The organism is Micromonospora ferruginea, assembly GCF_013694245.2.
Taxonomy (GTDB): Bacteria; Actinomycetota; Actinomycetes; order Mycobacteriales; family Micromonosporaceae; genus Micromonospora; species Micromonospora robiginosa.
This window is the reverse complement of the sequence record NZ_CP059322.2, coordinates 725,514-738,384: the sequence shown is the minus strand read 5'-3', so window position 1 is coordinate 738,384 and position 12,871 is coordinate 725,514. Positions and strand designations below refer to the sequence as shown.

Here is a 12,871-nt window from a genome sequence, read left to right as displayed (position 1 = left end):
CGGGGTCAGTGGTCGGCGCTGTTCCAGTCGCGGCCCTCGCCCACCGACACCTCCATCGGCACCGACAGCGGGTGGGCCGCGCCCATCTCCGCGCGCACCAGCGCCTCCAACGCCTCCCGCTCACCCGGCGCGACCTCGAAGACCAGCTCGTCGTGCACCTGCAACAGCATCCGGGAGCGCAGGTCGGCGTCGCGCAGCGCGGCGTCGACGCGCAGCATGGCGACCTTGATGATGTCGGCCGCCGAGCCCTGGATCGGCGCGTTGAGCGCCATCCGCTCGGCCATCTCCCGGCGCTGCCGGTTGTCGCTGACCAGGTCGGGCAGGTAGCGGCGGCGGCCCAGGATGGTGGAGGTGTAGCCGTCCTGGCGGGCCCGGGCCACCACCTCGTGGAGGTAGTCACGGACCCCGCCGAAGCCGGCGAAGTAGTTCTCCATCAGCCCGCGCGCCTCCTCGGCGCTGATGCCGAGCTGCTGGGACAGGCCGAACGCGCTCAGCCCGTACGCCAGGCCGTAGTTCATCGCCTTGATCTTGCGGCGCTGGTCGGCGGTGACGTCGGCGACCTCGACGGTGAAGACCGAGGAGGCGGTCGCGGCGTGGAAGTCGTGCCCGGAGTTGAACGCCTCGATCAGCGCCTCGTCCGTCGACAGGTGCGCCATGATCCGCATCTCGATCTGGCTGTAGTCGGCGGTGAGCAGGCACTCGTAGCCCTCGCCGACGACGAACGCGCGCCGGATCCGCCGCCCCTCCTCGGTGCGGATCGGGATGTTCTGCAGGTTGGGCTCGGTGGACGAGAGTCGCCCGGTCGCGGCCACGGTCTGGTTGAACGTGGTGTGGATCCGGCCGTCGTCGGAGACCGACTTGAGCAGCCCGTCGACCGTCGACTTGAGCTTGGCCACGTCGCGGTGGCGCAGCAGGTGGTGCAGCAGCGGGTGCTCGGTCTGCGCGTAGAGCCACTGCAGGGCGTCGGCGTCGGTGGTGTAGCCGGTCTTGATCCGCTTGGTCTTGGGCAGCGCCAGCTCGGTGAAGAGGATCTCCTGCAACTGCTTGGGCGAGCCCAGGTTGAACTCCCGGCCGACCACCTCGTAGGCGCTCTGCGCGGCGGCCTTCACCTCGGCGGCGAAGTGCGCCTCCAACTCGGAGAGGTAGTCGGTGTCGGCGGCGATGCCGGTGCGTTCCATGGCGGCGAGCACCCGCATCAGCGGCAGCTCCACCTCGGCCATCAGACGGGTGGACTGCTCGCCGTCGCGGGACAGCTCGGCGTCGATCGCGTCGGCCAGGTCGAGCGTGGCCCGGGCCTGGAGCATCAGGTTCTGCTCGGCGGCGCCCTCGTCGCCGAACCCGTCCAGGGTGAGCTGGCCGGTCTCCGGGGCGTCGACGCGCAACTCCCGGTGCAGGTAACGCAGGGCCAGGTCGGTGAGGTCGTAGGAGCGCTGGTCGGGGCGGGCCAGGTAGGCGGCGATCTGGGTGTCGCGGGCGATGCCCTGCAGATCCCAGCCGTGCGCGGCGAACGCCAGCACCGCCGGCTTGCTGTCGTGCAGCACCTTGGGCCGCGCGGCGTCGGCCAGCCAGCCGGCCAGGGCGGCCTCGTCGCCGGCCTCCAGGCGGGCCGGGTCGAACCAGGCGGCCGCGCCGGCGGCGGTGGCCAGTGCCATCCCGGTGACGGTCGCGGTGTGCCGCCGGTTGGGGCCGGTGTCGAGCGTGGCGGCCAGGCCGACCGGCGCGCCCGCCGGGGCGTGCGTGTCCAGCCAGCCGGCGAGCGCGCCCGGCTCGGTCAGCACCTCGCCGGCCAGCTCGAAGCCGGCCTCGGCCTCCGGCTCGACGGCCTCCAGGTATTGGTAGAGCCGGTCGCGCAGGATGCGGAACTGGAGCGTGTCGAAGACCTGGTGCACGGCCTCCCGGTCCCAGCCCTGCCAGCGGGCGTCCTCGGGACGCACCGGCAGCTCCAGGTCGGTGACCAGGCAGTTGATCTCGTAGTTGCGGATCACGTCGGCCAGCCGCTCGCGCAGGCTGTCGCCGGCCTTGCCCTTGATCTCGTCGGCGCGGGCCACCACGCCCTCGACCCCGTCGTAGAGGTTGATCCACTTGGCTGCGGTCTTCGGGCCGACACCCGGGACGCCGGGCAGGTTGTCGCTGGTCTCGCCGACCAGGGCGGCCAGGTCGCGGTAGCGATCGGGGGTGACGCCGTACTTCGCCTCGACCGCGGCCGGGTCCATCCGGGCCAGGTCGGAGACGCCCTTGCGCGGGTAGAGCACGGTGACCCGATCGCCGACGAGCTGGAACGCGTCCCGGTCACCGGAGGTGATCAACACGTCCATGCCCTGGTCACGGGCCTGGCAGGCGAGCGTGGCGATGACGTCGTCGGCCTCGTAGCCCTCCTTCTCCACCACCGGCACCCGCAGCGCCGCGAGGACCTCCTTGACCAGGCTCACCTGGCCCTTGAAGTCGGTCGGGGTCTCGCTGCGGCCGGCCTTGTACTCGGAGTATTTCTCGGTGCGGAAGGAGCGGCGGGAGACGTCGAACGCGACCACGATGTGCGTCGGCTGCTCGTCGCGGAGCACGTTGATCAGCATCGAGGTGAAGCCGTAGACGGCGTTGGTCGGCTGCCCCGTGGTGGTGGAGAAGTTTTCCACCGGCAGGGCGAAGAAGGCCCGGTATGCCAGGGAGTGTCCGTCGACGAGGAGCAGGCGCGGCGTCGTAGCTGTCACGGCAGCGACTCTAGTCCGTGACCCCGACATCCCCGGCACCAGCAGCCCCCACGGATCGCGACCGAACCACTACGGTATGGAGATCAGTCGATGGCAGGTCAAGGAGGACTCGATGCGACGATGGGGTGTCCGAATTCTGGTACCGGCGCTCGCCACGGCCGGCGCGCTGACCGTGCTGAGCGGTCCGGCGTTCGCCGGCTGGGTCAACGGCGGGGTCTACACGCTTCAGTCCAAGTGCATCTCGGTCGGGCAGTCCCGGGTCAGCAGCGGCACCTACCAGACCTACGTCTGCGAGCCGCAGAGCCCCGGCTGGCTGCTCCGGGGCTTCGTGAACTGACCGGCGGGGTCCGGTGCGGCCGACGCCGCACCGGACCCGGTCAGAGCACCTTGGCCAGGAACGCCTTCGTCCGGTCGTGCTTCGGCGCCGCGATCACCTCGCGCGGGTCGCCCTGCTCGACCACCACCCCACCGTCCATGAAGACCAGGTGGTCGCCGACCTCCCGGGCGAAGCCGATCTCGTGGGTCACCACGATCATCGTCATGCCGTCGCGGGCCAGGTCCTTCATCGTGTCCAGCACCTCGCCCACCAGCTCCGGGTCGAGCGCGCTGGTCGGCTCGTCGAAGAGCATCAGCTTCGGCTGCATGGCCAGCGCCCGGGCGATCGCCACCCGCTGCTGCTGGCCGCCGGAGAGCTGACCCGGGTACGCGCCGAGCTTGTCGCCCAGCCCCACCCGCTCCAGCAGCTCCGCGGCCCGCTCCCGGGCCTGCGCCTTCTTCGACTGGCGCAGCAGCACCGGCGCCTCGGTGACGTTGCCCAGCACGGTCATGTGCGGGAACAGGTTGAACCGCTGGAACACCATGCCGATCGCCCGGCGCTGCGCGGCCACCTCCTTGTCCCGCATCTCGTGCAGCTTCCCGCCGCGCTCCCGGTAGCCGATCAGGTCGCCGTCGACCCAGATCCGGCCGGCGTCGATCTTCTCCAGGTGGTTGATGCAGCGCAGGAACGTCGACTTGCCGGAGCCCGACGGCCCGAGCAGACAGCACACCTCGCCGGAGCGGACCTCCAGGTCGATGCCCTTGAGCACCTCCAGCGGCCCGAACGACTTGTGCACCTGCTCGGCCCGCACCATCAGACCGGGCTTCTGCGTCCCGGACGCGCCGGGGGAAACGATCGTCTCGGTCATGGTGCCGCCGTCCCGCTCGTCGTGCCGCCGCTCTCGGCGGCCAGGCCCCGCAGCCGCTGGCGGGCCCGGGCACTGCGCCCGAAGCCCTTCGAGTAGTGCCGCTCCAGGTAGTACTGCCCGACCAGCAGCACGCTGGTCAGCAGCAGATACCAGAGCGTGGCGGCGACGTACATCGGGAACGGTTGGAACGTCCGACTACCGACCGCTTTGAGCTGGAAGAACAGCTCCATGGACACCGGCACGAAGGCCACCAGCGAGGTGTCCTTGAGCATCGCCACGGTCTCGTTGCCGGTCGGCGGGATGATCACCCGCATGGCCTGCGGCAACACGACGCGCCGCAGGATCTGCCCCCGGCTCAGGCCGAGCGCCTGGGCCGCCTCGGTCTGCCCCTCGTCCACCGACTGGATGCCGGCGCGCACGATCTCCGCCATGTAGGCGGCCTCGGACAGGCCCAGCGCCAGCATGCCGGCGACGAAGCCGGTGAGGATGTCCACCGCGGTGAAGCCGAACAGGCGCGCCTCGAAGTCGTGCAGCCCGAACAGCGCACCGATCTGCCGGTCGAAGGGCAGGCCGAACTCCAGGCGTGACCAGAGGATGCCGAGGTTGCCGAAGAGGATCGCCAGCACCAGCCGGGGCACCGCGCGGAAGAACCAGGTGTAGACCCAGGAGACGCCGCGGAGCACCGGGTTCGGCGACAGCCGCATGATCGCGATGACGATGCCCAGCCCGATGCCGATCACCATCGAGGTCACCAGCAGCAGGATGGTGCCCCGGAGCCCTTCCATGATCGGTGGGCGGAACATCTCGTCCACCATGAACGACCACTTGAACGCATCGTTCGTGACCAGCATGTGCACGAACATCGCGGTCAGCACCGCGATCACCGCCACGCCGACCCAGCGTCCGGGGTGCCGCACGGGCACGGCCTTGATCGGTTCCGGCCGTGCCCGTTCGGGTGTGTCAGTGTCGACCGACATGGTCAGGCCGACGGGTTCAGCTCGGCGTTGGTGATCGCGCCGCCCTCGACGCCCCACTTGGCGAGCGCCGACTTGTAGCTGCCCTCGGTGATCACCGCCTGCACGGCCTCCTTGAGCACCTCGGCGAAGGCCTGCTGGTCCTTCTTCACCGCGTAGCCGTAGGGGGCCGACTCGTAGATGTCGCCGAGCACCTCCAACTGGCCGTTGCTCTGCTTGACCGCGTACGCGCCGACCGGCGAGTCGGCGAGCATGGCGTCGTCCTTGCCGCTGACGATGGCGGCCGTGGCGTCGCTCTGCGCCTGGTACTGGTCGATGCTGATCGCCGGCTTGCCGGCGTCGGTGCACTTCTTCGACCGGGCGGTGATGTCGTCGAGCTGCACGGTGCCGACCTGCACGGCGATCTTCTTGCCGCAGGCGTTCTCGGGGTCGACCTTGCCGGGGTTCCCGGCCTTGGTCGCCCACTGGGTGCCGGCCGAGTAGTAGCTGACCATGTTGACGGTCTTCAGCCGGTCGGCGTTGATGGTGAACGACGAGACGCCGACCTCGTACTTGCCGGACTCGATGCCCGGCAGGATCGAGTCGAACGGCGCCGACTCGTACTGGGCCTTGAGGCCGAGCTTCTGCGCCACCGCGTTGAACAGCTCCACGTCGAAGCCGACCACGGTCTTCCCGTCCTGGTCGAGGAACTCGGCCGGAGCGTACGTCGAGTCGGTGCCGACCTTGATCACGCCGTCGGCCTTGATCGTGTCCGGCACCTTGGCGGCCAGGCCCGAGTCCGCCGAGGCGGACACCGAGGGACCCGCGCCGGGCTCGGACGAGTTCTCCTTCTCGCCGCAGGCGGCGAGGGAGAGCAGGAGGACTGCCGCGCCGGCGACGCCGAGCGCCGCCCGCCGGCCGGGGTTGGGGTGGAACATGGGGTACTCCTTTTGCGAGGGGGGCGTCGGTCAGGCCACGCCGAGGTAGGCCTCTTTGACCGAGGGGTCGTGCAGCAGCTCCGCGCCGGTGCCGCTCTTGACGATCCGGCCGGTCTCCAGCACGTACGCCCGGTGCGCGCGGGCCAGCGCCTGCTGGGCGTTCTGCTCCACCAGCAGGACGGTGGTGCCCTGCTGGTTGATCTCCGTGATGATGGTGAAGATCTGCTGGATCAGCATCGGCGCGAGGCCCATCGACGGCTCGTCGAGCAGCAGCAGCTTCGGCCGGCTCATCAGCGCCCGGCCGACCGCGAGCATCTGCTGCTCGCCGCCGGAGAGGGTGCCGCCGGGCTGCTTGCGCCGCTCGGCCAGCCGGGGGAACAGGTCCAGCACCCGCGCCAGGTCCTGCGCGATGCCGGCCTTGTCCCGCCGGGTGTACGCGCCCATGTCGAGGTTCTCCAGCACCGACATGCCGGGGAAGATGCCCCGGCCCTCAGGCGCCTGGCACAGCCCGCGCCGGACCCGCAGGTCGGCCCGGAGCTTGGAGATGTCCTCACCGGCGAACCTGATGCTGCCGGTGGCGATCGGCCGGATGCCGGAGATCGCCCGCATGGTGGTGGACTTGCCGGCGCCGTTCGCGCCGATCAGCGCGACGATCTCGCCCTCGTCCACGGTCAGGCTGATGCCGTGCAGCGCCTGGATCCGCCCGTAGAGCAGGCTCACGTCCTCGATCTCAAGCAGCATCGTCCGGCACCCCCAGGTACGCCGCGACCACCTTCGGGTTGTCCCGCACCTCGGCGGGCAGCCCCTCGGCGATCTTCTTTCCGAACTCCAGGACCACGATCCGGTCGGTCACGCCCATCACCAGGCGCATGTCGTGCTCGATCAGCAGCACGGTCACGCCCTGGTCCCGGATCTGCCGGATGAGCTGGAGCAGCTCCTCCTTCTCCGCCGGGTTGAAGCCGGCGGCCGGCTCGTCCAGGCAGAGCAGCACCGGGTCGGTGGCGAGCGCGCGGGCGATCTCCAGGCGCCGCTGCTCGCCGTAGGACAGGTTGCGGGCGAACTCGTGCATCCGCTTGCGGATGCCGACGAACTCCAGCAGGCGCTCGGCCTTCTCCCGCCCCTCGCGCTCCTCCTTCCAGTGCCGCGGCAGGCGCAGCAACGCGGAGACCACGCTGGTCTTGTGGTGCGCGTCCGCGCCGACCTGGACGTTCTCCAGCGCGGTCATCTCCGGGAAGAGCCGGATGTTCTGGAACGTGCGGGCCATGCCCATCCGGGTGATCTGGTGGCGCTTCTTGCCGCTGATCTTCTCGCCCCGGAACCGGATCTGCCCCTCGGTGGGCTGGTAGATGCCGGTCATCGCGTTGAAGCAGGTGGTCTTGCCCGCGCCGTTGGGCCCGATCAGCCCGAGGATCTCGCCCTTGTAGAGGGTGAAGTCCACGTCGTTGAGCGCGACCACGCCGCCGAAGCGCAGCGTGACGTGGTCCACCTCCAGCAACGGCTCGCGCGCGTCCACCGTCTCGACGGCGGGCGCCGCCGCCTGGGCCGGAACGGCCGGGGTCTGCTCGGTGTCACTCACCGACGATCACCTCCTTGCGACGGTCCTTGAACTCCGCCGCTCGTCGCCGGTTCGGGATCAGGCCCTGCGGCCGGAAGATCATCATGACCACGAGCACCAGGCCGAAGAAGAGGAATCGGTACTCGTACAGCTCGATGCCGAACAGCTCGATGCCGCGGAACCGCTCGATCATGTACGCCACCAGGCCGCCACCGACGATCGCGCCGACGATGTTGCCGGAGCCGCCGAAGATGACCGCGGCCAGGATGATGATCGAGTTGAGCAGCTCGAAGTTCTGCGAGTTGACGAAGTTCTGCTTACCCGCGAACAACGCGCCGGCCAGGCCGGCGATCGCCGCGCCGGAGGCGAACGCCCACAGCTTGAACTTGAACGTGGGCACGCCCATCAACTGGGCCGCGTCCTCGTCCTCCCGAATCGAGATCCAGGCCCGGCCGACCCGGCTGTGGGTCAGGTTCCGCACCCCGATCACCACCAGGATGATCAGCGTGAGCACCAGCCAGTAGTACGGGCGGGCGTCGAGCACACCGAAGAACGGCCGCCCGTCGGCGTACTTGCCGGGCGGGTGCGGGATCTCGCTGAAGCCCCGCTGCCCCTTGAGGAACGTGGAGCTGACCGCCGCGATCCGGATCATCTCGGCGAAGCCGAGCGTCACCAGCGCCAGGTAGTCGCCGCGCAGGCGCAGCGTCGGCGTGCCCAGCATGACGCCGGAGACCATGGTCAGCGCGATCGCGATCGGCACCACCAGCAGCCACGGCCACAGCGTCTTGATGTTGCTGCTCGGCGACGTGAGCACCGCGACGGTGTAGGCGCCGACCGCGAAGAAGCCGAAGTAACCGAGGTCGAGCAGGCCGGCGAACCCGACCACGATGTTCAGCCCGACCGCCAGCAACACGTAGATCGAGACGGTGAAGAGCACCTGGGTGAAGTTCGCACCGGGCGTCGGGATCGGCCCGAGGTACTGGTAGAACTCCTTGTTCGGCAGCGCGTAGAAGAACACGATGACCGCGGCCAGCAGCACCCAGCGCACCCAGCGCGGCGCGTGGTGCCAGCGGTCCGCGATCGCCTCCCGGCCCTGCCGCAGCCGGACCCCGATCCCCTCCTGCTGCTCCGGGCTCGGCGGATTTACCGTCGTCGTCATGCGCGTGCCCTCCCCAGTGATTCGCCCAGCAGGCCGGTCGGGCGGAACATCAGCAGCACGACCAGCACCGCGAACGCGGCGAAGTCCTTCCACTGACTGCCGAACAGGCCGGAGGCGTAGTTCTCCACGACGCCCAGCAGCAGGCCGCCGACCAGCGCGCCCCGCAGGTTGCCGATGCCGCCGAGCACCGCCGCGGTGAACGCCTTGAGGCCCAGCAGGAAGCCGACGCTGTAGGTCAGCGTCTGGATCCGTACGTCGTAGAGCAGGCCCGCGACGCCGGCCATGGTGCCGCCGGCGATGAAGACCATCAGGATGATCCGGTCCTTGTTCACGCCCATCAGGGCCGCCGTGTTGGCGTCCTGCGCCACCGCCCGGATGCCACGGCCGGTGCGGCTGCGGTTGATGAACTGGTCCAGCGCGAACATCATCACCAGGGCGGCGCCGATGGTGAGGAGCTGGATGCTGTCGATCGGCACGCCGGCGACGTGGAACAGCGGCTTCGAGCTGACCAGCGACGGCGCACCCTCCGGCAGGCGTCGGGTGTAGACGCCGAACGCCTCGGAGATCGCGATCGAGGCGCCGATCGCGGTGATCAGGAACGCCAGCGGGGGCGCGTTGCGCTTGCGCAGCGGACGGTACGCCACCCGCTCGATCACCGTCGCGGTGCCGGCCGAGGCGATGGCCGCCACGATCATCGCCACCAGCAGATAGAACAGGATCGAGCCGACGCCGCTGACCTGGGAGTTCTGGTCGAGACCGAAACCGTTCCAGGTCCAGATCGCGGCGAACGCGCCCGCGATGAACACCTCGGAGTGGGCGAAGTTGATGAGCCTGAGCACGCCGTAGACAAGCGTGTAGCCGAGCGCGACCAGGGCGTAGATCGCACCCTGTGTCAGGCCGGTCGTGGTGAGTTCCCCGAAGTTGGAGAACAGTCCGTCGAAGTTCAAGGGAGGGACGCTCCGTCGCTGAAGAGAAAAAGGGGGTGCGGCCGGGAGCCAGCTCCCGGCCGCACCCGCGATTCACAACTCAATCGCCAGTCGCAGCGATCGACGATCAGGACTTGGGGATCTCCTGGTCCGGGACAACCTTGCCGCCCTGCACCTTGAACGCCCAGACCTTGACCTGCGCCGGGTCCAGCTCGCCGCCCTCGACGAACTTGTAGCTGGCCGCCACGCCCTCGCCGCTGTAGCCCTTGACGAACTCGAGCAGGTCGGCGCGGGAGGTCTTGCCGGCCTTGATGCCCGCCAGCAGGATGTTCGCGGCGTCGAACGCGGTGTCGCTGTAGGTGCCCGGGTCGGTGCCGTTCAGGGCCTTGTAGTCGGCGGCGAAGGAGCCGCGGGCCTCGGTGGACGGCTGGCAGGGGCAGGTGAGGATGGTGCCCTCGGCGGCGGCCGCACCGGCGGAGGTGATGTAGGCGCCGTCGTTCACGCCGTCACCGGCGACCAGCGGGGCGGTGACGCCGGCAGCGGTGAGCTGCTTGCGGATCAGGCCGGCCTCCTGGTAGTAGCCACCGTAGAAGACCGCCTTGACGTTCGCGGCCTTGACCTTGGTGACGACCGCGGAGAACTCGGTCTGCTTGCCCTCGCCCTGGACCTTGTCGCTGCCCACGACCGAGGCGCCGAGCACCTTCTTGACCTCGTCGGCCAGACCGGCGCCGTACGCCGACTGGTCGTCGATGACGTAGACCCGGTCGGCCTTGATCACGTTCTTGATGTAGACGCCGGCGGCGGGGCCCTGGCTCAGGTCGTTGCCGACCGCCCGGAAGAACGTCTTCCAGCTCTTCTTGGCGAGGGTCGGGTTGGTCGCGGAGGGGGTGATGGTGACCAGACCGGCCTCGTTGAACAGCGGACCGGCGGCCTCCGACTCACCCGAGTAGGCCGGACCCACGACACCGAGGATCTTGGTGTCGTCGATCGCCTTCTGGGCCAGGCCGGGCGCCTGGTCCGGGCTGCCCTGCGAGTCGAGCTCGGCGAGCTCGACCTTGCAGTCCGGGTTCTCCTTGTTGTACTTGTCGACCGCCAGCTTGGCGCCGTTCTTCTCGTTGATGCCCAGCGCGGCCGAGCTACCGGTCAGCGCGCCGAAGAAAGCGATCTTGCTCCCGCAGGCGCTGCCCCCGGAACCCTCATCGTCGCTGCCGCTGGAACAAGCGGTACCACCGGCGACGAGCGCCAGCATGGCGACCCCGCCGATCACGCGTGCGAGCTTCTGCCTCAAGGCCCGAACCCTCCTCCGTCCATGGTCCGAACCACCCGCTGCTGATTGGCCCTTGCGGGGGGCGGACGAACCAGACCGTCGTCGCCGGTCTGGGCCGGGACGTTATCCCACCGGCCAGCGGTGACGTAAGACCCGGAAAGCGGGGTTGACCGAACCGTTACACGCCGTGGCGGATTACCGACGCTTCCCGTAAGAACCGAAGGCGGCGAAAGGCTTTCACCGAGGTTTCATCGGTAACGGGTCAACGCGCCGGCACCCGCTACTCATCGACGGCCGGCAACGCCGCCCACCAGGCACGGGAGGTCTTGCCGTCATCCGCGACCACCACCAACCCGGCATCGCCGGCAGCCACCGCCAAGGCCGCGTCACCACTCGCCGGCACCGGCGTCGGCACGATCACCGGACGCCACGACACGCCGCCGTCACCCGATATCCACAATCGGCGATCCGCGCCGTCCCCGGTCACCGCGACCAGCCGCCCGCCGACCCCGACCAGGCCCGTCACCGACGACACCCCCGGCCCGTCCGCGCCGAACCCGCCGACCCGCCGCCACCCGTCCGGCCGGTCGGCCGGCGCCTGCCACACCGCGAAGCCGTCCCGGACCGGACCGACCGCCGTCGGCGCGCCGTCACGCAGTACCACCCGCTCCGCCGCCCCGCCACCGTCCGCCGGCAGCGCCGCCCGCCGCCACGACCGGCCGTCCGCCGACGACCAGGCCAACGGCGTCAACGCCGTGCCGCCCGCCGGCAGCAACGACCCCACCACCAGCCAACCCGACCCCAGCGGTGCCGCGTCGTACGCCGCGGTCCGGCCCCGACCGTCCCCGGCCAGCTCCGCGACCCCCTCGCGCACCTCGAACCCGCCGGCGTCCGGCGACGTCCACACCGCCGCGCCGTCCGTGCGCGCCCCGGCGATCAACCAGCCGCCCGGCCCCGCCGCCAACCGCGACGCGCTCACCGCGCGCGGCCCGCCGAACAGCTCGAACGCCGCCGGCACCTCCCGCAACGGCCCGCCCGGACGCCACACCCACGAGCCGGTACGCGGATTGCCGTGCACGCCGCCGTTCTTCGCCCCGAGCGCCGCCATCCCGCCGTCGCGGCACGCCACCGCGTAGAGCACGTGCTGCCGGCCGTAGAACGTCTGCGCGCGCACCGGCAACGCCGACCAGGTCGTGCCGTCCGAGCTGGTCCAGGCCGCCGGACGGGTCTCCCCCGCCGGGTCGACCAGGCCGCCGACGGCGTACCACCGGTCGGCGCAGCGCGCCGCGTCGCGCAGCAGGAGGCGACCCGCGGGCCCCGCCGGCACGGGCAGCTCGACCGCCCGCCAGGCCGGGCGCACCGGCGCCGGCGCGGCCGGCTCCTCCGGCGCCGACCGGCACGCGGCGAGCAGCACCGCGACACCGGCCACCACGACGACCACCGACCTCAGGCGCGGAAGAGGCATGGATCCGATCCTATCGATCGGCCGCCTCCGCGCGAGCGGCGAACCGCGCCCGGCGGGTCAGGAGGCGGGCTGCTGCGCCACCTCGCCGCCGGCGGTCTCGGCGAGGATCCGCTCGGCGACCTCCTTCATGGTCATCCGGTGGTCCATCGCGGTGCGCTGGATCCACTTGAAGGCCTGCGGCTCGGTCATCCCATAGGTGGTCATCAGCGCGCCCTTGGCCCGCTCCACGGTCTTGCGGATCTCCAGCCGGTCGGTCAGGCCGGCGACCTCGGCCTCCAGCGCGGAGATCTCCGAGTAGCGGGACAGCGCGATCTCCACCGCCGGCACCAGGTCGCTCTTCTGGAACGGCTTCACCAGGTAGGCCATCGCGCCGGCCGCCCGGGCCCGCTCCACCAGGTCACGCTGGCTGAACGCGGTCAGGATGATCACGGGGGCGATGCGCGCGCCGGCGATCCGCTCGGCGGCGGCCAGCCCGTCCATGATCGGCATCTTGATGTCGAGGATGACCAGATCCGGCTTGAGCTCCTCGGCGAGCTTGACGGCGGTCTCGCCGTCGCCGGCCTCGCCGACCACCTCGTAGCCCTCCTCGACCAGCATCTCGGCCAGGTCCAGCCGGATCAGCGCCTCGTCCTCGGCGATCAGAACGCGCTTGCGCTCGGCATCCGTCTGCATCTCGCCCACGAGCCACTCCCACCAGTTCGAACCCGGCACCCGCCGTG

The 12,871-nt window shown here is 70.4% G+C and carries 12 protein-coding genes; 1 reads left to right on the top strand and 11 read right to left on the bottom strand.

What is annotated here, in order from left to right:
• Positions 1-5 precede the first annotated feature (5 nt).
• Positions 6-2,705: a DNA polymerase I gene (gene polA / locus H1D33_RS03500; RefSeq protein ID WP_181569431.1), complete on the bottom strand. Its 2,700-nt coding sequence runs from the start codon at positions 2,703-2,705 to the stop codon at positions 6-8.
• 112 nt (positions 2,706-2,817) lie between these two features.
• Between polA and H1D33_RS03495 the strand changes: the two genes are divergently transcribed.
• On the top strand, positions 2,818-3,042 hold the full coding sequence (locus tag H1D33_RS03495; RefSeq protein WP_181569432.1) for a hypothetical protein: 225 nt from the start codon (positions 2,818-2,820) through the stop codon (positions 3,040-3,042).
• Positions 3,043-3,082: 40 nt separating this feature from the next.
• On the opposite strand, the gene H1D33_RS03490 is transcribed toward H1D33_RS03495, so the two are convergent.
• The 10 genes from H1D33_RS03490 to H1D33_RS03445 form a co-directional block, all read right to left on the bottom strand.
• A complete protein-coding gene (locus tag H1D33_RS03490; protein ID WP_281370390.1) occupies positions 3,083-3,889 on the bottom strand; it encodes an amino acid ABC transporter ATP-binding protein in 807 nt (268 codons plus the stop codon).
• The gene (locus H1D33_RS03485) at positions 3,886-4,866 is read right to left on the bottom strand and encodes an amino acid ABC transporter permease (RefSeq protein WP_181569433.1); all 981 of its coding nucleotides are present in this window, start codon (positions 4,864-4,866) and stop codon (positions 3,886-3,888) included. Before H1D33_RS03485 ends, H1D33_RS03490 begins: the two co-directional genes overlap by 4 nt.
• Before the next feature lie 2 nt (positions 4,867-4,868).
• Positions 4,869-5,780 carry an ABC transporter substrate-binding protein gene (locus H1D33_RS03480; RefSeq protein ID WP_181569434.1) on the bottom strand — a complete coding sequence of 304 codons (912 nt, stop codon included), beginning with the start codon at positions 5,778-5,780 and terminating at the stop codon, positions 4,869-4,871.
• Positions 5,781-5,810: 30 nt separating this feature from the next.
• On the bottom strand, positions 5,811-6,521 hold the full coding sequence (locus H1D33_RS03475) for an ABC transporter ATP-binding protein (RefSeq protein WP_181569435.1): 711 nt from the start codon (positions 6,519-6,521) through the stop codon (positions 5,811-5,813).
• A complete protein-coding gene (locus tag H1D33_RS03470; protein WP_414685481.1) occupies positions 6,511-7,356 on the bottom strand; it encodes an ABC transporter ATP-binding protein in 846 nt (281 codons plus the stop codon). The genes H1D33_RS03475 and H1D33_RS03470 overlap by 11 nt, the downstream gene beginning before the upstream one ends.
• Positions 7,349-8,494: a branched-chain amino acid ABC transporter permease gene (locus H1D33_RS03465; RefSeq protein ID WP_181569436.1), complete on the bottom strand. Its 1,146-nt coding sequence runs from the start codon at positions 8,492-8,494 to the stop codon at positions 7,349-7,351. The genes H1D33_RS03470 and H1D33_RS03465 overlap by 8 nt, the downstream gene beginning before the upstream one ends.
• Positions 8,491-9,441: a branched-chain amino acid ABC transporter permease gene (locus tag H1D33_RS03460; RefSeq protein WP_181569437.1), complete on the bottom strand. Its 951-nt coding sequence runs from the start codon at positions 9,439-9,441 to the stop codon at positions 8,491-8,493. Before H1D33_RS03460 ends, H1D33_RS03465 begins: the two co-directional genes overlap by 4 nt.
• Positions 9,442-9,547: 106 nt before the next feature.
• On the bottom strand, positions 9,548-10,708 hold the full coding sequence (locus H1D33_RS03455) for a branched-chain amino acid ABC transporter substrate-binding protein (protein WP_181569438.1): 1,161 nt from the start codon (positions 10,706-10,708) through the stop codon (positions 9,548-9,550).
• Between the two features lie 259 nt (positions 10,709-10,967).
• Positions 10,968-12,152, bottom strand: a complete 1,185-nt coding sequence (locus H1D33_RS03450) for a hypothetical protein (RefSeq protein ID WP_307755343.1) — start codon at positions 12,150-12,152, stop codon at positions 10,968-10,970.
• Positions 12,153-12,209: 57 nt separating this feature from the next.
• On the bottom strand, positions 12,210-12,833 hold the full coding sequence (locus tag H1D33_RS03445) for an ANTAR domain-containing response regulator (protein ID WP_091059864.1): 624 nt from the start codon (positions 12,831-12,833) through the stop codon (positions 12,210-12,212).
• Between the last annotated feature and the right edge of the window lie 38 nt (positions 12,834-12,871).